Here is a 26,332-nt window from a genome sequence, read left to right on the forward strand (position 1 = left end):
CCGCTACATTAACATTGTTGGATTAAAATCAATTGAGATTTGTAGCTCTTTTTGCATTTCTGCTTGATAATGTTCATTTACCATTTTGAGCACGTTCTTTAAGTTTGGTTCCCGTTTGTATTTTATCATGCATTGGTAACGATATCTATCTTTTATCCTTGGAATTGCTGAAGCAACTGGCCCTAATACCATCGTTTGCTGTGAACAATGCATTCGTAAATGACCGACAATTTTTTCCGTCACTTGGACTGCCTTTAATAATTCTGGATGAGATACAGTGACAAGTACAACATAGTAATATGGCGGATATTGCCTCATTCGCCTCATTTGCATTTCTTGTTCAAAAAATACATCATAGTGTTGATTCTTTGCTAATTCTACACTGTAATGTTCCGGCGTATACGTTTGAATTACAACTTCCCCTGGCAATTCATGTCTTCCTGCACGTCCACTCACTTGCGTCAATAGCTGATAGGTCTTTTCACTCGCCCGAAAATCAGGTAGGTGAAGCATCGTATCCGCCGTTAAAACACCAACAAGCGTCACCTTCGGAAAATCAAGTCCTTTTGCAATCATTTGTGTTCCAAGTAATATATCTGCTTTCTCTTCACCAAATGCCTTTAATAATTTTTCATGCATTCCTTTGCGGCTTGTTGTATCCACATCCATTCGAATGACTCGCGCTTCTGGAAATAGTTTTGTGATTTCTTCTTCAACCTTTTGCGTCCCTGTACCAAAGAAACGAATATAAGTACTATTACAAGCAGGACACTCTGTTGGCATATTTTCTTCATAACTACAATAATGACATTTTAAACGATGGTTCATTTTGTGATATGTCAGCGAAATATCACAATGCGGACATTGTACGACATACCCACAATCACGGCACATCACAAACGTAGAATGACCCCTTCTATTTAAAAAGAGAACCATTTGTTCTTTCTTTTCTAATCGATCTGCTATTTTTTCATGCAGTGCCTTTGAAAACATTGAGCGATTTCCATCACGAAGCTCTTCCCGCATATCAACAATTTCTACCGTCGGCAAGGCTTGTTCATTCATACGTTTTTCCATCGTCAGTAGCTCATAGACACCTTTTTTTGCTCTAGCAAACGATTCAAGTGTCGGCGTTGCACTTCCTAGAACGATTGGACACTTATGATATTGCCCTCTCCACACTGCTACATCTCTTGCATGATACTTCGGATTATCTTCTTGCTTATAACTCGATTCGTGCTCTTCATCAATAATAATGATCCCTAAATTTTCAAATGGAGCAAAAATAGCTGAACGCGCACCAACTACAACTTTCACTTCTTTTCTTAAAATCTTTCGCCATTCATCATATTTTTCTCCGACAGAAAGCGCACTATGAAGAACCGCAACTTGCGAACCGAACCTACCTTTGAAGCGATCTACCATCTGGGGCGTTAACGCGATTTCAGGAACAAGCACAATAGCTTCTTTTCCCTTTTTCAACACCGCTGCTATAGATTGTAAATACACTTCTGTCTTACCACTTCCTGTAACACCATATAGTAAAAATGGATTGTAAGTTTCATTTATAATCGATGACAGAATCGGTGTAATTACTTGTTTTTGTTCCTCAGTAAGCGGGAATGGTTTCGTTTGTTCAAAATCATCATCGTCATACGGATTCCGGTATACTTCTACATACTCTTCTGAGATTAGCCCTTTCTTAACAAGTGCTTTTATTGGTGCATCTGTTATTTGTAATTCTTCTGTTAAAATTTTCAACGGTACACTTTTATAATTTTCTACAAAATAATAAAGTACATCTTGTTGTTTTTTACTTTTCAGTTCAAACGCCGCTAATTCTAGTTTATCTTCCGGCAATTCTGGTTGAACTACTCTTTGTTTCTTCTTTTGTACTTTATCCTTTACTTGATAAACTACTTCAATCGTACCATTTTTAATTTCTTGTTGAATAGTGCGATATAGGTGTGGCTGCGCCTCGATAGCTTCCCAATCTATCGTTTCCTTCCCCTGAAATAAACAAAGAATTTCTGGCGTAACTTCTTCTTGTTTACGAAGCTGCAGACGCTTTTTATACGTTGCTTTTATCGCTGTCGGCAGCATCACTTGAAAAGCTGAAATCATATAACATAACGTTTCACTTGTAAGCCAATACCCAAGCTTTAATAACTCCTCATTTAAAACTGGAGTGACATCTAGTATTTCATAGAGTACCTTTAATTTTTTACTTTCTACGTCAACCGAATCCTTTATGCCAATAATAAAGCCTTGCAATTTCCTCGGGCCGAATGGGACTACTACACGCATTCCTGTTTGCACAATATCTTCCCATTTTTTAGGGATAATATAATCAAACGGTCGATCTGTTTGACGTGCAGGTACATCAACAATTACACTCGCAAACTTCATAAACGATCATCTTCTAACATCATTTCAATTTGCTTTAATATTTCACGAGCTACTTCTTTCTTCGTTAAAAGTGGCAACTCAATAATCTCTCCATCTTTTCTATACATTGTCACAATATTTGTATCTGTACCAAATCCAGCTCCTTGGGCTTTCACATCATTCGCAACAATCATATTTGCATTTTTCTCACGTAATTTTCTCGTTGCGTACTCCTCTATGTTTGTCGTTTCGGCTGCAAATCCAATAAGTAACTGTTGGTCCTTCTTCTCACCTAACGTTTTTAAAATATCCACTGTTCTTTCTAATTCAATAACAGCATCGCCATTCTTCTTTTTCATTTTATTATCATGAACATATTTCGGGCGGTAATCTGCAACTGCAGCTGTTTTAATAACAACATCCGTATTGGAATAATACTTAAGTACAGCTTCTAACATATCTTGTGCAGATTCCACTTGTACAGTTGTTACATGTAGTGGTGGAGTTAGCGATGTCGGTCCTGAAATAAGTATAACCTCAGCTCCTAAGTTTGCTGCCACTTCCGCAATTGCATATCCCATCTTTCCAGAAGAAAAATTCGTCATAAAACGAACCGGATCAATCTTTTCACGTGTCGGTCCAGCTGTTATTAATATTCGCTTTCCTTGCAATGGCTTTTTCTCTGAGAAAGATGCCTCTAAACGCGCGATAATCGTTTCAGGCTCTTCTAATCTTCCTTTTGCTACATAACCACATGCTAAAAAACCTTCCCCAGGCTCAATGAATGTATATCCTAAAGTTTTTAACGTCATCATATTTTTTTGAACAATTTTATTTTCATACATATGCACGTTCATAGCAGGTGCAATCCACACTGGCGCTGTAGTAGCTAACAAAGTAGTTGTAATCATATCGTCAGCAATACCACCAGCTAACTTTCCAATACAATTGGCTGTAGCAGGTGCAACAAGTACAACATCCGCCCAATCTGCTAAATCAATATGAGCGATAACCGCCGAGTCTTTCTCATCGAATGTATCTGTATATACATCATGACGAGAAAGCGCTTGAAATGTAAGAGGAGTAACAAACTTCATTGCTGACTCACTCATCATCACTTTTACAAGTGCCCCCGCTTGTGTCATTTTACTTGTTAACGCAGCTGCTTTAAAAACCGCAATGCCTCCTGTTACACATAGAAGTATCTTTTTCCCTTTTAGCATATGACTCGTCCTCTTTCTTTTTCAAACTTATTCTGCTGAAATGGAATTTTTTCAGCTCGTCAGTGCTAGTATTTCGTTTCTTCTTTATACAAGTTCTTTTCAGCTCTTTCGTAAAAAAATAACAACCTACTTGTAAATAGGTTGCTACCGTTACATAGAAAATTATAATGTCTATGTTTTAATTTGTCGAAAAGATGGTCTTAATCAATTATTTTGTCTTCGCTTGGTACATATTTTAATACTTCTGCATCGATTTCTTCTAATGATTTACCTACACATTTATGAGAAACAGGTTGTTCAATAACACAGTTGTCAGCAAGTTGCATTTCACGAGCACGCTTCGCAGCTACTGTTACAAGTGTATATTTAGAATCGATTTTTGTTAATAATGAATCAATTGATGGATTTAACATAATTATAGACCCTCCGTCATTTCTTTATAATATTTTGCTACTCTTTCGCGGCGGCAATGTTCGCCAACCACAATTGCTTTAATTCTGTCGCAAGCTAATTCAACTTGATCGTTTTCTACTACATAGTCATAAGCGTCCATCATTTCGATTTCTTCTTTCGCTACCGTTAAACGATTTTCAATAACATCTTCAGTTTCTGTACCACGACCGACAATTCGGTTCTTTAGTTCAGATAAACTTGGAGGTGCTAAGAAAATAAATACACCTTCAGGAAAGGCTTTTTTAACTTGAATTGCTCCTTGCACTTCAATTTCTAGGAACACATCTTTTCCTTCTTGTAATGTTTTTTCAACATAATCAATTGGTGTTCCGTAATAATTACCAACGAATTCAGCCCATTCAAGTAACCTCTCATTACGAATCATTTCTTCAAATTCTTCTCTCTCTTTAAAGAAATAATCCACACCATCTACTTCACCTTCACGCGGTTTACGTGTCGTTACTGAAATAGAGTACTGAAAACGCGTATCTTCATGGCTAAACAGCTCTTTTCGAACCGTTCCTTTCCCGACCCCAGAAGGTCCTGAAAGAACGATGAGCAATCCTCTTCTACTTCTCATAAATATGTAAAACCTACCCTTCCTCACTTAAATCTTCTTTATTATTCAAACGATGTGCAATCGTCTCTGGCTGAATTGGACTTAATACAATATGCCCATCATCCATAACAATAACCGCCCTTGTTTTTCTCCCATACGTAGCATCAAGCAAAGCATTATGTTCACGTGCTTCCTGTACTGTTCGTTTAATAGGAGCTGACTCCGGACTTACAATAGCAATAATTCGATGAGCAGATACAATGTTTCCATATCCAATATTTAAAAACCTCATGGCCATAGTTTGCGCCTCCTAGTAAGTCTATCCGATTTCTCCACCACGTATAACTTTATATATTTTTTGAAAGCTACTCAATATTTTGTACTTGTTCACGAATTTTTTCAAGGTTATTTTTCATTTCTACGACATATTTTGAAATTGTTAAGTCATTTGCCTTAGAACCAATCGTATTAACTTCTCTATGCATCTCTTGCACGATGAAGTCCATTTTCCTTCCAACAGGCTCTTCAATTTGCAGTGCTTCACGAAATTGATCTAAATGACTTTGTAAGCGTACTAGTTCTTCGTGAATATCTGAACGCTCTGCAAATATTGCCACTTCTGTTAGCAATCGTTGTTCATCTAAATCTTGATTATGTAATTCTTTTAAGCGATTTTCTAATCGTTCACGATATTTTTGTGTAACAATTGGCGCATGTGGGATAATTGCATTTACACAATTGTGAATCTCTTGCAAACGATACGCTATATCTTTATGTAATCGTTCTCCTTCGCCCTCTCTCATCGTTTTCAACATATGAGCAGCTTGGCGAACAGCCTCATATAAACTGTTTTCAAATTGTACATTTACATTTTCTATTTCTTCAATTGCCGTTACTTCTGGCATTCCCATTAATTGTTGAAGTGTAATAGAATCTTGTAATTGAAATTTTCCTTTTATATCTTCCATAATGGATTGGTACTGTTCAAGAAGCTCCCAATTCACACTTAATTTTCTTTCAACAAGCCCTTCACCTGTTATACTAATAGACACTTCAATACGTCCACGGCGAACTTGTTCTGCAATTATTTTACGAATTTTATCTTCAAATACCATCATTTGCTTCGGAAGTCGAATACTCATTTCTAAAAAGCGATGGTTCACCGACTTCATTTCTACTGTAATTTGAAAAGTATCGTTTTCTACTTTCGACCTTCCAAATCCTGTCATACTACAAATCATCTTTATCACATCCAAGCCATGAAATAACTCAATGAAAAAGGTAATAGAGATGCAACTCTACTACCTTCTGTAAATTATATCACATTTTCATATTATTGACTATTTCAAGTTTAATCCCTTCTTATATAACAGTGGTTTTTTCTTTTCCTCCTTTTTTCTTGTTAATAAGGATCCTACTAATAAGAATGTCGGAATAGATGATAACCCTCCAATTAACAACCAATCTCGTGCTTGTATCGGCAATGTGCTAAAAATCGGTTGTAATGGCGGATAATAAATAACTACAAGCATTAACAATAAGGAAATAATAACCGCTCCTACTAAATATATATTTCCAAATGGGTTGCGATGAAATATAGAATGTTCACTGCGACAATCAAATACATGAATAAGCTGAGCAAGTACTAATGTTGCGAATGCTACCGTTTGTGCATACTTCAATTCGTTCGGATGCTGGTTAAATGCAATAATAAACGCTACTAATGTCACTGCTCCGATTAGAAAACCACGACTTATAATTTTCCACGCAAGCCCTCTAGCAAATACCCCTTCTTTCGGATGGCGTGGCGTTCGCTTCATCACATCTCCTTCAGCTTTATCCAACCCTAATGCCATCGCTGGTAAACCATCAGTAACTAAGTTCACCCACAAAATTTGAATCGGAACCATCGGCAATGGCAAAGCAAGTAACATCGCAAATAACATAACTAAAATTTCACCAACATTAGATGCTAACAAATACCGAATAAACTTCCGGATATTTTCATATATGTTTCTACCTTCTTTAATCGCCGATTTAATCGTGGCGAAGTTGTCATCTAACAACACAAGTGAAGAAGCTTCCTTTGCAACATCTGTCCCTGTAATCCCCATCGCAATCCCTATATCGGCTGTTTTAATAGCTGGAGCATCGTTCACTCCATCACCTGTCATAGCTACTATATGCCCCCTATTTTGCAATGCCTTAACAATTTTCAATTTATGCTCAGGAGACACACGAGCGAATACATACGTATCTTCTACAATATTTTCTAATGCCTCCACATCCATATTCGCAAGTTCTACTCCTTCTACAACGCGTCCACCCGGTGGTAAAACCCCTAACTGTTCCGCAATTGCCATTGCTGTCACTTTATGATCTCCCGTAATCATTACCGTTCTAATACCAGCTTCCTTACACTCTTTCACCGCTTGTGCAACTTCTGGTCTTGGCGGATCTATCATTCCTTGTATTCCAACAAGCATAAAATCCTGCTCGACTTCTCTTTCATGTTCAATTGAATCTGTAATTTTTAACGGTTTAAATGCCACCGCAATCGTTCGTAAAGCTTGACTTCCCAAACTATGAACCGCTGCCTGCACTTCTTTTCGGTACAGTTCACTTAAAGGCTGCTGTTTATTTCCCCATAAAATTGTTTGGCTCATTTGCAAAAGAACATCTGGTGCTCCTTTTGTAATAACAAATTTTTTGCCTTCACGATCACGAACGATAACGCTCATCATTTTTCTAGTTGAATCAAAAGGAAATTCACGAATGACTTCAAACTTTCCTTTAAGAGCTTCACGTGATATCCCCGCCTTCATTGCTGCTGCAACGAGAGCTCCCTCTGTTGGATCTCCATCTAACACATACGTCTTTTTCTTTTGAATAACATTCGCATTATTACATAAACAGCCAAATGTAAGTAGTTGATAAAGTGATTTCGTCTTAGCAGGGTCAATTACTTTTTCACCCTTCATAAACGAACCTGTTGGCTCATAACCTTGACCTGTTACCTTCCACAATTCTCCACCTGACCACATATGCGTTACCATCATTTTATTTTGTGTCATTGTTCCTGTTTTATCTGAGCAAATAACAGAGGCGCAGCCTAATGTTTCTACAGCCGGCAACTTTCGCACAATCGCCTTCTTTTTAATCATGCGCTGTACGCCAAGTGATAACGCAACCGTAACGATTGCTGGCAATCCTTCCGGAATAGCCGCAACAGCGAGCGAAACCCCAGCCAAAAACATGTGATACACTTCATTCCCTTGATATACACCGGCTAGTACAACAAGAGCTGTCAAAATAAGAGCGACAATAATCAAAATTTTCCCAAGCTGTTCTAATCTTCTTTGTAATGGCGTTTCCATTTGCTCAGCATTTTGCAACATATTTGCAATTTGCCCCATAGCTGTATTCATTCCAGTTGCTACGACTACTCCTGTTCCAGCACCTCTCGTTATCATCGTCCCCATAAATGCCATGTTTTTTTGATCCCCAATTGAAACATCTTGACCTTGTAACGCCTCTACCTTCTTTTGCACAGGCACTGACTCTCCTGTAAGAGCCGACTCTTCAATATATAAACTTGAGGATTCCACAAGTCGAACATCCGCGCCAATACGGTCACCACTTGAAAACTTAATAATATCACCTAGTACAAGCGCTTTAGACGGTGCCTTTATCCACTTTCCATTTCTTAGTACAGTAACTTGAGGAGCGGCCAATTCTTTTAAAGCTTCCAACGATTTTTCAGCTTTCCTCTCTTGAAAGAAACCTAGGATACCATTAATAATAACGATTGCAACAATTGCAATAGAGTCGATATACTCTCCTAAAAAAGCCGAAATAATTGTAGCACCAAATAAAACAAGCACCATAAAATCTTTAAATTGCGCTAAAAACACCATAAGCGCAGAAGGGCGCTTTGCTTCTTCCAATTCATTTGTACCAAATTTCTTTAATCGCCCCTCTGCTTCTTGCTCTGTAAGACCTACCTCCACATTCGTATTCGTTCTTTCCTCCACTTCATGTGCACGCATTTCATACCAGTTCATTCTGCCATCGACCTCCTGATTCCAGACATACTCTAATGAAAGCTTATTCAGCCTCGTCCAAAAAAATGCTATAATTAACTTTTAGTTAGAAAGGAGTGTTCATTCATGGCATTCGATGGATTATTCACAAGAGCGATTACACATGAAATTGCAAATTCTCTTCAAACAGGAAGAATTTCAAAAATATATCAACCCTCAAAATATGAAATTTTATTACATATTCGAGCAAACGGAAAAAACCAAAAGCTGATTCTTTCATCTCATCCTACATATGCGCGTATGCACTTAACGAATCAAAACTATGATTCACCAGCGATACCGCCGATGTTTTGTATGCTTCTTCGCAAACATTTAGAAGGTGGGTTTATTGAAAAAATTGAACAAATTGACTTGGAACGTATTATTCAAATTACAGTTCGCAGTCGTAATGAAATCGGAGACGAATCTTTAAAAACATTAGTAATCGAAATAATGGGACGACACAGTAACATTATCTTAGTAGATACGAAAACAAATGTTATTTTAGATAGCTTAAAACACGTTTCTTTAGCCGTAAACCGTCATCGAACTGTATATGCGGGAGCTGAATATGTTGCACCACCAGCCCAACATAAAATCAACCCACTGCACATTGAAAATGCGGATGATTTTATTAGACCACTAGACTTTTTATCTGGAAATATGGATAAACAGCTTGTCGGAGCTTTTATGGGGATTTCCCCACTCTTTGCAAAAGAAGTTGTGAAAAAAGCAGGTATGGTAAATGAAAAAGCATTATCTGAAGCTTTCTTCATCTTGCAAAAACCACTACTAACGCATCAGTACGTGCCAACAATGATAACTGCAAATGGAAAAGAGTTCTTTTACCTATTCCCTCTTTCTCACTTGCAAGGAAATGAAAAAACATTTTCGTCTGTTAGTGAATTGTTGGATCGTTTCTTCTTTGGTAAAGCAGAGCGCGATCGTGTAAAACAACAAGCTCACGATTTAGAGCGATTTATGCAAAATGAAAAGTCAAAAAATGAAAAGAAGCTAATTAAACTAGAAAAAACATTACAAGACGCTGGAAAAGCAGATAAATATCAATTATTTGGAGAGCTACTTACAGCCAATATGTATGCTTTGAAAAAAGGGGATAAAGATATTGAAGTTGTTAACTATTACGACGAAAATAGTGGAACTGTAAAAATCACATTAGATCCTTTAAAAACACCATCTGAAAATGCACAGCGCTATTTCCAAAAGTACCAAAAAGCGAAAAATTCGGTTGCTATTGTAGAAGAACAAATCGAAAAAACAAATGAAGAAATTCTTTATTTTGATAGCTTACTGCAACAAATGGAAGCTGCTTCTTCAAAAGACATTGAAGAAATTCGTGAGGAACTAGCTGAAGAAGGTTATGTGCGTAGTCGTAAGACGAAGAATGCAAAGAAAAAACCAACTAAACCAATATTGGATAAATATTTGGCTAGTGATGGCACAGAAATTTTCGTCGGTAAAAATAATAAACAAAATGATTATTTAACAACGAAATTCGCTCGTCGTGATGAGATTTGGTTACATACGAAAGACATACCTGGGTCTCACGTTGTCATTCGTTCTTTGGAGCCTGCTGAAGAAACTTTACTAGAAGCTGCTAAAATAGCCGCTTATTTCAGTAAAGCAAAAGATTCTAGCTCTGTTCCTGTAGATTTCACAAAAATACGCCATGTCAAAAAACCGAGTGGTGCAAAACTGGGATTTGTTACATATGATAATCAACAAACAATATATGTAACGCCAGATGCCGACACAGTAATGAAATTAAAAGCGTAAATACTTAAAAATGCGTTGCTTGTAAGCAACGCATTTTTTTATGTTTTTAGTTTAGTTCATATATCCATTAACTAATTCGTAACATCTTTCTTTTGTCATCTTATATTTCTCCTCTGAAGCTTCTATACGTCTCATCGTTCCATTGTTTGGATCAGTACCAATTGCTTTAACTTTACTTTCTTTTTCTTTAACCCACGCAATTTGTTTCGTTTTTAACGAATGAAATGCATCAGGGGACATAGTATTTTTTAATGTGTTGTAAATTTCATTTAATTTACTATCCCACAATTGATAATTTCCTTCTATTTCATTTACTATATCGTTTGTTGTCATAACGTTCGTATGTTTTTCTTGATTTTCTAGAGCTGCTAACTCATTTAGAACCTTAGTTTTACCTAATGCTGAAGAAGATTCTTTTTTGAGCTGCTTCTCTTCTTTTGAGCTAGTATACGTACTGGAATCATTTCTCTTAGCTGTTTCTTGTTCTTGAATAACATCTTCTTTCGTTATCTTTTCTTGTTTTTTATCATCTACATTGTATGTAATAACAGATGTTTGGGCGTCCACAGCAACTACTCCGTTACTTTCTTTAAAAATATATTTCTTATCGCCACTATTCTCTTCTCTAACAAAAGAGACATTCTTGAAACCTTGTACTCTAAGAAGTTCGTTAGCTTCTTCTTTAGTTAACTTTAAATCTGCTGGAGTATTTGATGACCATCTATCCATTAACCATTTTCCATCTTTATAAACTAAAATAAATTCCCACGTCTCCGCTTCATTCCCCATATCATTTGCAAGGGTGAGTGTCTCAATCTTTAAAACATCATTTTTCTGCGAATAAGTTAGCCTCACTTCTGGCTCAATATGAATAGGAAATGGCAACATATCCGTTTCTCTTGACCTATTAAATGTATCAAGTAATCCAGGAAGCTGATTCTCTACAAACTTATTTGAAACTAATCCCTTAACCCCTTTTTTAGCTGTATCCAAATCTCCAGGATTATTTCGACTCCATCCATTTTCTTTTTCCATTTCACTAAAAGAGTTTGCAATTTCATCTACACTCTTTCTTACGATCTTTTTAGCTTCTTTCTCTGTCACCTCTGGCGCTTCATCCAGCTGATCAACTTTTTCATTGAGTTGAACGTTGTTATTACTTTTTTCACAGCCTGTTACAACAAGCATACTAGTCGCTAAACAGAATAACATTAATTTACTTAATTTCTTCATGTACTCACATTCCTTATTCATTTATATTCGTTACGCATTCCTATCTTCGAGAGAAATCCAACAATTACCTATTATATCAATAATCATCATCTATTTATATATTAAATTTTATATTCAAATAAAACAGGGAGCATACTACTTTTCCAAATATATAATCTAAAAATCACTTATACTTTTCTTTCCTAACTTCAATATTGTCAAAAAAATTTGACGCGCTATTTCGTATTTGTATAAATTTTTTTACAGTGTGTAAAGAAAGTGAATCTTGAATCGATGTATTTTTCATTCCCCCACTGATAATTGAAGCAATCTGTATTTCACGAGCAGCCCACCTTCCACAAATAGTGGGCTACATTTCTTACCTTCTCTAAAATATATGCAATTCCCACTATCTTTTCTCTAAATATATATTTTGGCACGCTACTTGCTTTATTCAATACTGTGAAAAGGGGGCATTAACATGACTTTAAGAATTAATAAAATACAAAAACAACTGCATAACTACGGAATTGATGGATTACTTATTACAAAAAAAGAAAATCGTCAATATGCAACAGGCTTTACAGGTAGCGCTGGCGTCGTCTTAATCTCTGCGGATAAAGCTATTTTTATAACCGACTTTCGCTATGTAGATCAGGCGAAATCACAAATAAAAGAAGCCGAAATTATTATGCATAAAGGAAATTTAGAAGAAGAAATTGCAAATCAAGTATCGAAATTAAACATTCAAAAACTTGGAATTGAAGAAAATAACATGACTCTACAACAATATAAGAACTTACAAAAATATATACATGCGGAAATAGTTCAGGTGTGTGAAATCATCGAAGATATTCGTATTATTAAAGACACTCCCGAAATAGAGATAATGAAATTTGCAGCTCATATTGCTGACGAAGCATTTCACCACATCCTTCAATTTCTAAAGCCAGGAATAAGTGAGACTGATGTCCGAGATGAATTAGAATTTTTCATGCGAAAAAAAGGAGCTACATCCTCATCATTTCAAATCATTGTGGCTTCTGGTGTTCGTTCTTCTCTCCCCCACGGAGTCGCATCAAATAAAATAATCGAGCGCGGCGATATCGTTACATTAGATTTCGGTGCCCTTTATAATGGATATTGTTCCGATATTACACGTACTGTAGCAATCGGCGAGCCATCAGAAGAATTCAAAAAAATATATAATGTTGTGCTAGAAGCATTAAAACGTGGAACTGAAGCAATTAAACCTGGAGAAGCTGCGAAAAGTATCGATGATATAACAAGAAACTACATTACAGAACACGGATATGGTCAATATTTTGGCCACTCTACCGGTCATGGCCTTGGTCTAGAAATACATGAGCCTCTTCGCCTATCCCAAGAAAGTACAGCTACTTTAGTAGAGGGGATGGTTGTTACAGTTGAACCAGGTATTTACATACCAAACTGGGGCGGTTGTAGAATTGAAGATGATATTGTCATTACAAAAGACGGTTATGAAGTTATTACAAAAGCAAATAGGGAACTAATTGTTATTCCTTGTTAAAGCTTCACGTATTTGAAGATGAAATCAATCACCGTGGACAAATTCGATTAATTAAAAAGATGCAAAAATCTCATTCAGTAAAGTAAAAAAGTGCCACCGAATAAGGTAGCACTTTTTTATTTATTTCTATTCGTTAGCAAATATTTTTTTGTTTACTCACTATCATTACTTTTTTTATTCTTAGAAAAGATACGACTTTCAAAAGGTGTTTTTTGTCACTTAGCGAAATTATTTTAGGAGAGCAATTATTCAAAACGTTTATGAGAACCAAATAACTTCTACTAAAAAAGGGGACATAACTATGAATGAATTGATTTTCTTCTTATTAATTTGTCCATTACTTATCTTTATTGTTTCAATAATTGGAACACGTAGAACGAGAATGTATTACGTAATGCCAATTGTAACGTTTGCTAGTTTTTTAATAATAGGTGTTATCGCCTTTACTCCAAAATTTTTCTTTTGGGTTGGCATGTACAGCATCTTCTCATTTATCGTTTCTTATATGACTCTATTATTTGTGAGAGGATATGAAGTTGCAGAAAGCAATAAGTAATTATTAGTAAGGAGATTGTAATATGATTTTCTTTGATATCGATGGAACTCTACTTGATTATGACGCCGCTGAGAGAAATGGCATTTTACATTTCTTCCAGAAGTATAATGATATTTTTCTAGGAAACGAATTAGAGGCTACGAAACTGTGGCATGAATTATCCGAACAATATTTCAATAAATTTTTATCCAATCAATTATCCTTCCATGAGCAACAAGCATTGCGAATGTATCATTTATTTAAAGCATATGAAGTACATTTATCACTTAAGGAATCTATGCAAAGATTCAATCAATATATCGAACTGTATAAAATAAACTGGATTGCATTTGAAGATGTACTATATACATTACAATCCTTAAAGCAAAAAGGATATTCATTAGGTATCATTAGTAACGGCGATTATGAACAACAAATTGAAAAGTTGACCGCTTTAAATATTCTACAATATTTCAGCTATATTTTTACTTCTAGTAAAATCGGGATTTCAAAACCCGATCCAGCAATTTTTCAAATGGCCGGATTACAATCTAATTTTGAACTAAAAGATTGCTATTATATTGGCGATCGATTAGAAACAGATGCAATTAGTAGTACAATAGCTGGCATGCAAGGGATATGGTTAAATCGGGATAACTCGCAGCTCAAGTGCGATGTTCCTACTATATGCTCTTTACATGAAATTTTAACAATGATATAAAAAAAACGACCGCGTTTCCCCCCGCAGTCGTCTTTTTTCGTGTTACGCTGTAACCCAAGCCTCGTCAGCTGGATTTTTACGCCACTCTTGTAATTTTTTCGTTTCAGCTTGTCCGATCATACCTTTTTCTGCTGCAACTTCAGTTAATGCACTGTAATCACTTAAAGAATATGATGCTACGTTTGCTGCTTCTAGTTTCTCTTTTCCTGACTCAAGCTCGTATGTGAAGATTGATACGATTCCTAATACTTCACAACCAGCTTCGCGAAGTGCTTCTACACATGTAATTGCACTACCACCAGTTGAAATTAAATCTTCTACTACAACTACTTTTTGACCTTTTTCAGCTTTTCCTTCGATTTGGTTCCCTTTACCGTGTCCTTTTGCTTTACTACGTACGTAGCACATTGGTAAATCCATACGATCACTTACCCATGCAGCGTGCGCAATACCAGCAGTTGCTGTTCCTGCAATAACTTCTACAGTTGGGAAGTGCTCTTTAATTAACTCTTCTAATCCAGCTGCAATCGCTTGGCGTACTTTTGGATAAGATAAAGTTAAACGATTATCACAATAAATTGGTGATTTCATACCAGAAGACCAAGTGAATGGATCATTCGGTTGTAAAAATACTGCTCCAATTTCTAATAAATGCGATGCGATTTCTTTTTTCATACTGTTACACCTTCCCACTGTTGTTTTACTGTTTTATACGCTTCAAGCGGATTTTCTGCTTTTGTAATACTACGTCCAACTACGATGTAGCTTGAACCAAGTTCCCTCGCACGTTTCGGTGTTGCAACGCGCACTTGGTCATTCACATCATCACTTGCAAGACGAATCCCCGGTGTTACTGTTACAAATGTTTCCCCGCATACTTCACGTAATTTTGGTACTTCAAGTGTTGAACAAACAACTCCATCAAGTCCACTTTCTTTCGTTAATTTGGCATAATGAGCAACCGCTTCTTCTAACGTTTTCTCAATACCAATCTCTTTTTTCATCATAGCTTCCGAAGTGCTTGTTAGTTGTGTAACTGCAATACAAATCGGTCTCTCTTTTCCTTCTTGCTTACCTTCCTCTAATCCCTCGATCGCAGCTTTCATCATACTGCTTCCCCCAGCAGCATGAACATTTACCATATCAACATCTAGACTAGCTAGGCTGCGCATAGCGCTTTTTACTGTATTCGGAATATCATGAAGCTTTAAATCTAGAAAGATTTTATGTCCTTTTTCCTTTAAGTACGTAATAATTGCAGATCCCTCTTTATAAAACAACTCCATACCAACTTTGACAAATAACTCTTCCCCTTCAAAGTGATGTAAAAATTGTTCTACCTCTTTCTTACCTGGAAAATCCAGTGCAACGATTAACGACTGTGACATGTTTGCTTCCAGCTCCTTCCTTGACATTCCGAAATGTGGTCAAATCCTAGCTCATCTAGTAATGCAGGTAACTCTTCAATGATCGTTGGACAAACGAACGGATCAATAAAGTTCGCTGTCCCTACTGCAACTGCGCTTGCGCCAGCGTAGAAGAATTCAATTACATCTTCCGCAGTTTCAATACCACCCATTCCGATAATCGGAATGTTAACCGCTTGACTTACTTCATGTACCATACGAATTGCTACTGGCTTAATCGCAGGCCCTGATAGTCCGCCCGTACGGTTTGCTAAAATTGGTTTTGCAGTTTTTAAATCTAGACGCATACCAAGCAATGTATTAATCATCGTTAAACCGTCCGCACCTGCATTTTCAATTGCTTTTGCAATCTCCACAATGTTTGCCACGTTCGGTGACAATTTCACATATACCGGCACTTCAGAAACCTCTTTTACTCGCTTCGTTAAATCAGCAGCAATTTCAGGATTTGTACCAAAAGCGATACCACCCGTTTTTACGTTTGGACAAGAAATATTTAATTCTAGCGCATGAACATTTGGTGCTTTTGAAATTTCCTTCGCAACCGCTACGTAATCCTCAGCTTGTGAACCAGCAACATTTGCAATAATCGGAAGATCAAATTGCTCGAGAAAAGGTAATTCAGAATTCATTACCTTTTCTAACCCAGGATTTTGAAGCCCAATTGCATTTAGCATTCCGCCTGGTGTTTCAGCAACACGAGGCGTTGGGTTTCCATAACGAGGTTGTTCTGTCGTCGCTTTAATCATAATTGATCCAAGTACACTTAAATCATAGAATTGTGCATACTCACGACCAAATCCGAAGCAACCAGATGCTGGGATGATTGGATTTTTTAATGATAACCCTGGTAATTCAACTTGCAATCTGTTCATAGTACAACCTCCCCGATTGGAAATACTGGTCCGTCGCTACACACCTTCTTGTAAGAATGTCCACTCGGATCTGCTTGCAAATGGCATACACATGCGAAACATGCTCCGATGCCACAGCCCATACGTTCTTCTAATGAAATGTAGGCTTTTCTCTCTTTATAGCGTCCTTCTAATGCACGAAGCATCGCTAAAGGTCCACATGAGTATAGAATGTCAAAGTCAATTCCATAGCTATCAATTACATCTGTTACAAACCCTTTCGTACCGTGCGTACCATCAACTGTTGCAACATACGTATCACCAAGCTCTGCGAATTTCTCTTCATAGAAGACAACATCTTTCGTTTGAAAACCTAAGATGTGAATAACGCGTACTCCCTTTGCTACAAGACGCTGCGACAATTCATATAGTGGTGGTACACCAATTCCCCCGCCTACTAATAAAGCCGTTTGTCCAGCTTCCGCTTCTTCTACAGGAAATCCATGACCAAGTGGTCCTAACACATCTACAAGTTCACCTTGTTTTCTTTTTGCTAATGTTTTTGTTCCTTGTCCTTCCGCACGATATAGCATTGTAAATTCGTTCTTGTCTTGATCGACATTACAAATACTAATTGGGCGGCGCAGAAGGGGCGTAATGCCCTCTGCTACCTTTATGTGTACAAACTGCCCTGGATCGTTCATTTGCTGCACCAGATCCCCTTGAAGCACTAATTCGTAAATGTTTTTTGCGATTTCTTTTTGGTTAACGACGATCATATTTTGCTTTTGCATCATGCATGTACCACCTCGTGACGCTTCGTTTGCGTAATTTCTTTCATTGAATGAGCTGAGAATGTCATAGATTCTAGTACTCTCAAGATTGCTCTCGTTGTATCAAGTGATGTTAAGCAAGCCACACCATTTTCTACTGATTCACGGCGAATGCGGAAACCATCACGCGCTGGTTGTTTTCCTTTTGTTAATGTATTGATTACAAACTGTGCTTTTCCTTGACGGATAATATCAAGTAAGTTGTATTCTTCAGAATCAATTTTGTTTACAACTTGCACTGGAATATTTTGCTCTGCTAACGATTGTGCTGTTCCAGCTGTTGCTAATAAGTTATAGCCGATTTCGTGGAAACGTTTTGCAATTTCCAGCGCTTCTTCTTTGTCTTTATCAGCTACAGTAATGATTACTGATCCGTGCGTTGGAATGTTAATTCCAGAAGCAACTAGCCCTTTGTATAATGCTTTTTCAAGCGTTAAGTCTTTACCCATTACTTCACCTGTTGATTTCATTTCAGGCCCTAATGTTGTATCAACTGAGCGTAGTTTCGCAAATGAGAATACTGGAGCTTTTACATACACTTCCTTCTCTTCTGGGTGATAGCCAGTTCCATATCCTTGTTCTACAAGGTTTTGACCTAAAATAACTTTCGTTGCAACATTCGCCATCGGTACGCCTGTAATTTTACTTAAGAATGGTACTGTACGGCTCGCACGTGGATTTACTTCAATTACATACACTTCATCTTTGAATACTACAAACTGGATATTTAGTAATCCAACAATATTTAATCCTCGTCCAAGTGCAATTGTATGTTCAATAATTTGTTCTTTTAGTTTTTTAGATAAGCTTTGTGGTGGATATACTCCAATTGAATCCCCAGAGTGAACTCCAGCGCGTTCAATATGTTCCATAATACCTGGAATGAATACATTTTCACCGTCTGAGATTGCATCTACTTCAATTTCTTTACCAACCATGTAGCGGTCAATTAATACTGGGTGATCCGCATGAACTTTAACTGCGTTCTTCATATAGTGCAGCAGTTCTTCTTGACGATATACAATTTCCATCGCACGTCCACCAAGTACGTAAGATGGTCTTACTAATACTGGGTAACCAATTTTGTCAGCGATTGCTACCGCTTGCTCTACAGTCGTTGCTGTTTTACCAACTGGTTGTGGGATACCAAGCTGCGTTAACGCTGCTTCAAACTTATCACGATCTTCTGCACGGTCTAAATCTTCAAGTGATGTTCCTAAGATTTTCACACCGTGTTCTTCTAATTTAGCAGCTAAGTTAATTGCCGTTTGTCCACCGAACTGAACGATAACACCTTCTGGCTTTTCTAAATCGATAATGTGCATTACATCTTCGATTGTTAGTGGTTCAAAGTATAATTTGTCAGAAATACTGAAGTCTGTTGAAACTGTTTCTGGGTTGTTATTAACAATGATTGCCTCATATCCAGCTTCTTTAATTGCCCATACAGAGTGAACTGTTGCATAGTCAAACTCAACACCTTGACCAATACGGATTGGACCAGATCCTAGTACAACTACACTCTTACGATCTGTTACAATCGATTCATTCTCGTCACCATATGTGCTGTAGTAGTATGGTGTTGCAGATTCAAACTCTGCCGCACAAGTATCTACCATTTTATAAACAGGAGTCATATTGCTTTCTTTACGCATATCGTAAATTTCACGCTCTGTTTTGTTCCAAGCAGCTGCGATGTAATGGTCACTGAAGCCCATTTCTTTCGCAGATTGTAATACTTCCATATTTCCTACATTTTCTTTTACTTTGCGTTCCATGTTTACGATGTTTTCAACTTTTTGTAAGAAGAAGAAGTCCATTTCACACCATTCGTTGATTTCTTCTTTCGTTACACCTTGACGAATTGCTTCTGCTACAATAAACAGTCTCTCATCATCGGCTTTAATAATGCGTTTTTTCATTGTTTCTTTGTCAAGTTCTTTTAAGTGATCTAATTCTAAGTGATAGCTACCAAGTTCTAAAGAACGAACCGCTTTTAATAATGATTGTTCTAAGTTACGTCCGATTGACATAACTTCACCCGTTGCCTTCATCTGTGTACCAAGTGTTCTGTTTGCTGATTCAAACTTATCAAATGGCCAACGTGGAATTTTTGAAACAACATAGTCTAATGCTGGCTCGAAGCAAGCGTATGTTTTTTGTGTTACTGGGTTTACAATTTCATCTAATGTTAAACCGACTGCAATTTTCGCCGCTAGCTTCGCAATTGGATATCCAGTTGCTTTAGATGCTAGTGCAGACGAACGACTTACACGCGGGTTTACTTCGATTACATAGTATTGGAAGCTATGTGGATCAAGTGCAAGCTGAACGTTACATCCACCTTCAATTCCTAATGCGCGAATAATTCTTAATGAAGTATTTCGTAACATTTGATACTCACGGTCACTTAATGTTTGGCTCGGTGCTACAACGATAGAATCACCTGTGTGAACCCCAACTGGATCGATATTTTCCATATTACATACTACAATCGCGTTATCATTCGAATCACGCATTACTTCATATTCAATTTCCTTACAACCAGCAATGCTCTTTTCTAATAAACATTGTGTTACTGGACTATGTTTTAATCCACCTGATACGATTTCAATTAGTTCTTCTTCATTACTACAGATTCCGCCACCTGTTCCCCCCATTGTAAATGCTGGGCGAACAATAACTGGATAACCAATTTCTTTTACAAATTCATGTGCTTCTTCTAGCGTATGAATAATGGTGCTAGATGGAATTGGTTCATTTAATTCCTGCATTAATGTACGGAATAAATCACGATCCTCCGCTTGCTCGATTGCTGATAATTTTGTTCCTAAAATTTCAACTCCGCACTCTTCAAGTATGCCTGATTTCGCAAGTTCAACAGCCATATTCAACCCTGTTTGACCACCTAATGTTGGTAGGATTGCATCTGGACGTTCTTTACGAATGATACGGCTTACGAATTCTAATGTTAATGGTTCTATATATACTTTATCTGCTGTTGCAGTATCTGTCATAATTGTTGCTGGGTTAGAGTTAACAAGGATTACTTTGTAACCTTCTTCTCTAAGAGATTGACAAGCTTGTGTACCAGAGTAATCAAACTCTGCTGCTTGCCCAATTACAATTGGTCCTGATCCGATTACTAAAATTGTGTTAATGTCTAGGCGTTTTGGCATAACTCTTCCCCTTCTTTCTTGAAGTTTTCAATCATTGCTAAGAAATCTTCGAATAAATCATTTGCATCTTCTGGTCCTGCTGAAGCTTCTGGATGGTATTGTACTGTAAATGCAGGGAACTTCTTATGACGAAGACCCTCTACTGTTCCGTCGTTTAAAGCAACATGCGTAATTTCAAGATTTGTATTTTTAACTGACTCTTCTTCTACTGCGTAACCATGGTTTTGAGATGTAATTGCTACTTTTCCAGTTGCAAGGTGTTTTACTGGGTGATTTAAACCACGGTGACCGAATTTCAACTTACTTGTATTCGCACCAGATGCTAGAGCGAATAATTGATGTCCTAAGCAAATCCCGAATAAAGGAACTTTACCGATGATTTCTTTTAACATTTCAATTGCTTCTGGTACATCTTTTGGATCCCCAGGTCCATTACTTAACATAATTCCATCTGGGCTAAGGCGTAAAATCTCTTCTGCTGTTGTATTGTAAGGTACTACAATTACATCACAGTCACGCTTATTTAATTCTCTTAAAATACCATGTTTCATTCCGAAGTCTACAAGTACAACTCGATGACCACGGCCTGGGCTTGGGTATGGATCTTTTGTTGATACGCGTTTTACATGATCTGTAAATACTGTCGCTTTTAATTGACTCACGATGTATTCTACATCTACATCCATGTTACATAGACGTCCGCGTAATGTACCGTATTGACGAATTTTTCTTGTTAATTTTCTCGTATCAATTCCTGCTAATCCTGGGATGTTTCTTTCTTTTAAGTAATCATTTAACGAAATTTCATTACGGAAGTTTGATGGGTGATCACAAATTTCGTTTACGATTAAACCATTTACAGATGGATGAATTGATTCGAAATCATCACGATTAATGCCGTAGTTTCCGATTAATGGGTAAGTAAATGTTACAATTTGACCGCAGTATGATGGATCAGATAATGTTTCTTGATATCCAGTCATTCCAGTTGTAAATACAACCTCACCTGACTTTTCGATTTCTCCTCCGAAACCTTTTCCAATTAATACTGTTCCATCTTCTAAGATAAGTTGTCTTTTCATACTAATGCACTCTCCTTTTGCCATGCGATCTTACCACCAACGATTGTCATAACCGGCCAACCTTGGCATTTCCAGCCTGCGAATGGCGTGTTTTTTCCTTTTGATAAGAATGTTGTTGGATCAATCTCTTCTTCTTGTTCTAAATCGATAATTGTAATATCAGCTGTTCTACCTTCTGTTAAGCGCCCTGCTTCTAAACTGAATGTGTCAGCTGGTTTTTCTGTTAAGAATTGAATTAGTTGCTCTAATGTAATGATTCCTTTTTTCACAAGGTTCGTATATAAAAGTGGGAATGCTGTTTCAAAACCAGTAATTCCGAATGGTGCTCTTTCAATTCCTTGTGCTTTCTCTTCCGCTGTATGTGGTGCATGGTCAGTTGCGATCATATCGATCGTTCCATCTAATAGCCCTTCAATTAACGCTTCATGATCTTCTTTTCCACGAAGCGGTGGGTTCATTTTAAAGTTAGGATCAGCTGATGGGATATCATCTTCACATAACACTAAGTGATGCGGTGTTACTTCTGCTGTTACTTTAATTCCAGCACGTTTTGCATCACGGATTACACGTACAGATCCTTTCGTACTTACGTGACATACGTGATAGTGACAATCTGCCGCTTCAGCAAGCAGTATATCCCTTGCAATATGTACAGATTCACATACTGATGGGATGCCGTTTAGTCCGTGTTTCTCAGAAAACTTCCCTTCATGTACACAACCTTTATTAATAAGTGTATTCTCTTCACAGTGCGCAACTACTGCCATATTCAATTTCGCTGCACGCTTCATAGCAGCTAACATCATGCTCGCATCTTGTACGCCTACACCGTCATCAGTGAAAGCAAATGCCCCAAGTTCTTTTAACGTTTCGAAATCTGTCATTTCAGAACCTGCTTGGCGTACTGTAATTGCTCCGTACGGTAGTACATTAACATGCGCTTTTTCTTTAATACGTTTTTGCAGGTCTTCCATATGTTCTTTACAATCTGGTACTGGGCGTGTATTTGGCATTGCACAAATTGTAGTAAATCCACCTTTTGCTGCTGCTAATGTGCCTGTTTCAATTGTTTCTTTATGTTCACCACCTGGTTCACGAAGATGTACGTGTACATCTACTAATCCAGGTGCGATTAACTTCCCGTTCACATCGATTACTTCAGCATTATCTGCCGTAATATTTTCTGCTACTTTCGCAATTTTACCGTCTTGTACGAGAAGATCTGTTGCTACAATTTTTCCTTCTTCATTCATATAACGACCGTTTTTAAACAAATAATTCATGTTTCATTCCTCCTAATACATTTGGTAATGCGCGTTTTAGTACAGCCATTCTTACGTAGACCCCGTTTTCCATTTGCTTAAATATGCGTGAGCGTTCACACTCAACAAGTTCACTCGCAATTTCAACATCACGGTTTACAGGGGCTGGATGCATAATAATGCTTCCTTCTTTCATACGTTTTTCTCTTTCAACTGTTAATCCGTGTTTCTCATGATACTCTTTCATAATGTCTGTTTCATAATGGTCATGACGCTCGTGTTGTACACGAAGTAACATCATCACATCCACTTCTGGAACAAGTTCATCTAATGCTTTGTATGTTCCAAATGTGTTATCTTCATCTTTCCACTCTTCTGGGCTTGCAAAGTAAATTGTCGCGCCCAGTTTTGCTAATGCTTCTGCATTAGAACGTGCTACTCGGCTATGACGAACATCTCCAACTATTGCAATCTTCAAACCTTCAAATCTTCCAAACTCTTGTTTGATTGTTAGAAGGTCGAGCAGACATTGCGTTGGATGATTTCCACATCCATCTCCAGCGTTCAAGATTGGAATGTTTACTTGATCTTTCAGCTCATCAAAGTAGCGATCTTGCTCATGGCGGATGACTACCGCTTTTGTTCCGATTGATTCTAGTGTCTTTATCGTATCGTATAAAGTTTCTCCTTTTTGTACGCTAGATGAATCTGCTGAAAAGTTTAATACATCAAGTCCTAATCTCTTCTCAGCAACTTCGAAGCTAAATCTCGTTCTCGTACTATTCTCAAAGAACAAGTTCGCAACAAATATTTGCTCTGTCGTTTTTCTCTCTTTTCCATTCGCAAAATCTTCTGCGTCTTTTAGGATTTCTGAAATTTCTTGTTCCGATAATTCACTCATCGTTAACAAATGGCTCATCGTCATCCCTCATCTTTCTGATTTTTATGATAACACTTCTGTATTTATATAACAATAACTGCATAAAAATACCCTAGCCATGTGAGACTAGGGTGCAAGGAAGAAGCCACCCTTTTCTGTCTCACAGGACTGAATTAAAAGGTTGTTTTTATGAAGCAATCTGCTTAGATTGTTTTGTTTGTTTCATTTCTGGTAATAGTAGATTTAATAGTACACCTACAATTGCTGCAAGCGCCATACCTTCTACTTGGAACGATTCACCTACATGGAGTACCGCTCCGCCAATACCAATTACTAGTATGACTGATGCAATCATTAGGTTTCGTTTGTCACCTAAGTCTGTTTTATCGTCTACCATCATACGTAAACCACTTGATGCGATTACACCGAAGAGCAAGATTGATACGCCACCCATAACCGGTGTTGGAATCGAGTGAATCAGTGCTGAAATCTTCCCGATAAATCCAAACATGATTGCGAACACTGCTGAACCGATGAATAAGTATACACTGTATGCTCTCGTAATTGCTAGCACACCGATATTTTCACCATACGTTGTATTCGGTGGTCCACCTATTAGTGACGCGATCAATGTTGCTACTCCATCACCGAAGATTGAACGATGTAAACCTGGTTTTTCAATTAAATCTCTTTTAATAACATTTCCAAGTACAATTTGATGTCCGATATGTTCTGAAATTGTTACTAGTGCTACTGGTACCATTAAAAGTACAATCTTCCATGAGAACTCCGGAGTATATGTTACAAACGGTACTGTGAAATCTGGTACAGTAAACCATTTTGCCTCAGCTACCGGCTTTAAATCTACTAGCCCTTGGAAGTAAGCGAAGATATACCCGCCGATGATTCCAAGTAACACTGGTATGATGCTGAAAAATCCTCTTCCGAATATGGAGCAAATGATTGTAATTGCTAAAGTTACTAGTGCTACTGAAAAGTGTGTAATGCTATACTTACCATCCGCACCGTTCATCGCCATGTTAACCGCTGTATGTGCTAAAGCTAAACCGATTACCATTACGACTGGTCCAACTACGATTGGCGGAAGTAATTTCATAATCCACTCTGACCCAGATTTCTTAATTCCGATTGAGATTAAGATGTACACAAGTCCCGCTAGCAAACCACCAAGCATTGCTGCTCCAGGTCCACCTGCTGTTTTTGCTGTAATAATTGGTGCAATAAAGGCGAATGATGATCCTAAATATGCTGGTACTTGACCTTTCGTTATAAGAAGAAACGCTAGCGTTCCTAATCCACTTGATATTAAAGCTACTGATGGATTCAGTCCTGTTAAAAACGGAACAAGCACTGTTGATCCAAACATCGCGAACAAATGTTGTATACTTAATAATAACCATTTTCCCGGTTTCGGTACTTCATGAATGTCTAACACTGGCTTTTGTTCCATTGTTACATCCTCCTTCAGTTATAATCTTTGCAATAAAAAAACTCTTTGTGCCTGTGCACAAAGAGTCCTATACTTTCGTATGCCAAATTTGACATATGAAAGCCAAGACCCTTTGGCAGCCTCACAGGACTACATTTAAAAGGGCTTTACTTATCGTATATGCTTACTCGATCTTGTTGATCTGTCTCTTGCAAATCAACTTCGATACGCTCTTCACTAGATGTTGGAATGTTTTTTCCTACATAATCAGCGCGAATTGGTAATTCACGATGTCCTCTATCAACAAGAACAGCCAGTTGGATTTGCGATGGTCTACCTAAATCCATAAGAGCATCCATTGCTGCTCGAACTGTTCTTCCTGTATATAATACATCATCCACAAGGATAACTTTTTTCTTCGTAATATCTACAGGGATATCAGAACCTTTTACAAGTGGTTCTTTATTTTTCGATTGTAGTGTCAAATCATCACGATATAACGTAATATCTAACTCTCCTACTTCCATCTCTTTTCCTTCAATTTGACCAATTCGTTCTGCCAAACGTTGTGCAATAAAAATTCCACGTGTTTTAATTCCGACAAGAACACAATTATCGACACCTTTATTTCGTTCCACGATTTCATGACTAATTCGTGTTAAAGCGCGGCGAATCATTTGGTCATCTAAAACGACAGCTTTCTCTTGCATGCTCTACACCTCCAAGCTTTTTTTCTTGCGTGAGAGTAATGGTATAAAAAAAGTCCTCTCAGCGTGTGCGAGAGGACTTTTGAAAAAAGGGTACAGCATACCCTAAGTATTTCAAACCGTTACCTTCTCAACC

22 protein-coding genes and 1 pseudogene are annotated in these 26,332 nt (G+C 37.5%); 5 read left to right on the top strand and 18 right to left on the bottom strand.

From position 1 onward, the window contains the following. Nucleotides 1-3 precede the first annotated feature (3 nt). From priA to ACTFQM_RS14365, 7 genes are all read right to left on the bottom strand, one after another. Nucleotides 4-2,409: a primosomal protein N' gene (priA, locus tag ACTFQM_RS14335; protein ID WP_440034942.1), complete on the bottom strand. Its 2,406-nt coding sequence runs from the start codon at nucleotides 2,407-2,409 to the stop codon at nucleotides 4-6. Continuing rightward, complete coding sequence (gene coaBC, locus ACTFQM_RS14340; RefSeq protein WP_002173126.1) at nucleotides 2,406-3,611, bottom strand: bifunctional phosphopantothenoylcysteine decarboxylase/phosphopantothenate--cysteine ligase CoaBC; 1,206 nt, start codon at nucleotides 3,609-3,611, stop codon at nucleotides 2,406-2,408. The genes priA and coaBC overlap by 4 nt, the downstream gene beginning before the upstream one ends. A gap of 200 nt (nucleotides 3,612-3,811) precedes the next feature. Next, nucleotides 3,812-4,024, bottom strand: a complete 213-nt coding sequence (gene rpoZ / locus ACTFQM_RS14345) for a DNA-directed RNA polymerase subunit omega (RefSeq protein ID WP_000933964.1) — start codon at nucleotides 4,022-4,024, stop codon at nucleotides 3,812-3,814. Nucleotides 4,025-4,026: 2 nt separating this feature from the next. Continuing rightward, entirely contained in the window at nucleotides 4,027-4,644 is a 618-nt protein-coding gene (gmk, locus tag ACTFQM_RS14350) for a guanylate kinase (RefSeq protein WP_002173127.1), read from the bottom strand. A gap of 13 nt (nucleotides 4,645-4,657) precedes the next feature. Then, nucleotides 4,658-4,921: an extracellular matrix/biofilm regulator RemA gene (remA, locus tag ACTFQM_RS14355; protein ID WP_002173128.1), complete on the bottom strand. Its 264-nt coding sequence runs from the start codon at nucleotides 4,919-4,921 to the stop codon at nucleotides 4,658-4,660. 67 nt (nucleotides 4,922-4,988) lie between these two features. Then, nucleotides 4,989-5,864, bottom strand: a complete 876-nt coding sequence (locus ACTFQM_RS14360; RefSeq protein ID WP_002173129.1) for a YicC/YloC family endoribonuclease — start codon at nucleotides 5,862-5,864, stop codon at nucleotides 4,989-4,991. A 99-nt stretch (nucleotides 5,865-5,963) separates the two neighbouring features. Beyond that, a complete protein-coding gene (locus ACTFQM_RS14365) occupies nucleotides 5,964-8,687 on the bottom strand; it encodes a calcium-translocating P-type ATPase, SERCA-type (protein WP_440034945.1) in 2,724 nt (907 codons plus the stop codon). Between the two features lie 105 nt (nucleotides 8,688-8,792). On the opposite strand from ACTFQM_RS14365, the gene ACTFQM_RS14370 reads away from it, so the two are divergent. Beyond that, a complete protein-coding gene (locus tag ACTFQM_RS14370) occupies nucleotides 8,793-10,502 on the top strand; it encodes an Rqc2 family fibronectin-binding protein (protein ID WP_327910532.1) in 1,710 nt (569 codons plus the stop codon). A 51-nt stretch (nucleotides 10,503-10,553) separates the two neighbouring features. Here ACTFQM_RS14370 and ACTFQM_RS14375 read toward each other — a convergent pair whose 3' ends face one another. Then, the gene (locus ACTFQM_RS14375; protein WP_440034948.1) at nucleotides 10,554-11,735 is read right to left on the bottom strand and encodes a lysozyme inhibitor LprI family protein; all 1,182 of its coding nucleotides are present in this window, start codon (nucleotides 11,733-11,735) and stop codon (nucleotides 10,554-10,556) included. A gap of 460 nt (nucleotides 11,736-12,195) precedes the next feature. Between ACTFQM_RS14375 and ACTFQM_RS14380 the strand changes: the two genes are divergently transcribed. From ACTFQM_RS14380 to ACTFQM_RS14395, 4 genes and pseudogenes are all read left to right on the top strand, one after another. Beyond that, on the top strand, nucleotides 12,196-13,266 hold the full coding sequence (locus ACTFQM_RS14380) for a M24 family metallopeptidase (protein ID WP_440034950.1): 1,071 nt from the start codon (nucleotides 12,196-12,198) through the stop codon (nucleotides 13,264-13,266). 5 nt (nucleotides 13,267-13,271) lie between these two features. After that, nucleotides 13,272-13,352: pseudogene (locus ACTFQM_RS14385) on the top strand (DinB family protein); the annotation flags it as partial. Nucleotides 13,353-13,567: 215 nt separating this feature from the next. Then, the gene (locus ACTFQM_RS14390) at nucleotides 13,568-13,822 is read left to right on the top strand and encodes a YbeF family protein (protein WP_025148304.1); all 255 of its coding nucleotides are present in this window, start codon (nucleotides 13,568-13,570) and stop codon (nucleotides 13,820-13,822) included. 22 nt (nucleotides 13,823-13,844) lie between these two features. Further along, complete coding sequence (locus tag ACTFQM_RS14395) at nucleotides 13,845-14,522, top strand: HAD family hydrolase (protein WP_440034952.1); 678 nt, start codon at nucleotides 13,845-13,847, stop codon at nucleotides 14,520-14,522. A 42-nt stretch (nucleotides 14,523-14,564) separates the two neighbouring features. Here the strand turns inward: ACTFQM_RS14395 and pyrE are convergent, their stop codons facing one another. The 10 genes from pyrE to pyrR form a co-directional block, all read right to left on the bottom strand. Beyond that, nucleotides 14,565-15,197 (bottom strand): orotate phosphoribosyltransferase, encoded by a 633-nt coding sequence (pyrE, locus tag ACTFQM_RS14400; RefSeq protein ID WP_000711455.1) that lies wholly within the window; start codon nucleotides 15,195-15,197, stop codon nucleotides 14,565-14,567. After that, nucleotides 15,194-15,910 (bottom strand): orotidine-5'-phosphate decarboxylase, encoded by a 717-nt coding sequence (gene pyrF / locus ACTFQM_RS14405; RefSeq protein ID WP_440034954.1) that lies wholly within the window; start codon nucleotides 15,908-15,910, stop codon nucleotides 15,194-15,196. Before pyrF ends, pyrE begins: the two co-directional genes overlap by 4 nt. Further along, complete coding sequence (gene pyrD, locus ACTFQM_RS14410) at nucleotides 15,895-16,824, bottom strand: dihydroorotate oxidase B catalytic subunit (RefSeq protein WP_001081053.1); 930 nt, start codon at nucleotides 16,822-16,824, stop codon at nucleotides 15,895-15,897. The genes pyrF and pyrD overlap by 16 nt, the downstream gene beginning before the upstream one ends. After that, the gene (gene pyrK, locus ACTFQM_RS14415; RefSeq protein ID WP_002173137.1) at nucleotides 16,821-17,600 is read right to left on the bottom strand and encodes a dihydroorotate oxidase B electron transfer subunit; all 780 of its coding nucleotides are present in this window, start codon (nucleotides 17,598-17,600) and stop codon (nucleotides 16,821-16,823) included. The genes pyrD and pyrK overlap by 4 nt, the downstream gene beginning before the upstream one ends. Next, nucleotides 17,597-20,815: a carbamoyl-phosphate synthase large subunit gene (gene carB, locus ACTFQM_RS14420; RefSeq protein WP_440034955.1), complete on the bottom strand. Its 3,219-nt coding sequence runs from the start codon at nucleotides 20,813-20,815 to the stop codon at nucleotides 17,597-17,599. The genes pyrK and carB overlap by 4 nt, the downstream gene beginning before the upstream one ends. Beyond that, nucleotides 20,800-21,897, bottom strand: a complete 1,098-nt coding sequence (locus tag ACTFQM_RS14425) for a carbamoyl phosphate synthase small subunit (RefSeq protein ID WP_440034958.1) — start codon at nucleotides 21,895-21,897, stop codon at nucleotides 20,800-20,802. The genes carB and ACTFQM_RS14425 overlap by 16 nt, the downstream gene beginning before the upstream one ends. Further along, nucleotides 21,894-23,180: a dihydroorotase gene (gene pyrC / locus ACTFQM_RS14430; RefSeq protein ID WP_440034960.1), complete on the bottom strand. Its 1,287-nt coding sequence runs from the start codon at nucleotides 23,178-23,180 to the stop codon at nucleotides 21,894-21,896. The genes ACTFQM_RS14425 and pyrC overlap by 4 nt, the downstream gene beginning before the upstream one ends. Continuing rightward, on the bottom strand, nucleotides 23,164-24,078 hold the full coding sequence (gene pyrB / locus ACTFQM_RS14435; RefSeq protein WP_328045891.1) for an aspartate carbamoyltransferase: 915 nt from the start codon (nucleotides 24,076-24,078) through the stop codon (nucleotides 23,164-23,166). Before pyrB ends, pyrC begins: the two co-directional genes overlap by 17 nt. Before the next feature lie 148 nt (nucleotides 24,079-24,226). Further along, entirely contained in the window at nucleotides 24,227-25,510 is a 1,284-nt protein-coding gene (gene uraA / locus ACTFQM_RS14440; RefSeq protein WP_002173142.1) for a uracil permease, read from the bottom strand. Between the two features lie 146 nt (nucleotides 25,511-25,656). Continuing rightward, nucleotides 25,657-26,199, bottom strand: coding sequence for a bifunctional pyrimidine operon transcriptional regulator/uracil phosphoribosyltransferase (gene pyrR, locus ACTFQM_RS14445; protein WP_001156491.1), 543 nt, complete (start codon nucleotides 26,197-26,199; stop codon nucleotides 25,657-25,659). Nucleotides 26,200-26,332: the final 133 nt, after the last annotated feature.

The organism is Bacillus cereus group sp. MYBK30-2, assembly GCF_051915945.1.
In the GTDB taxonomy this organism is placed as follows: domain Bacteria; phylum Bacillota; class Bacilli; order Bacillales; family Bacillaceae_G; genus Bacillus_A; species Bacillus_A paramycoides.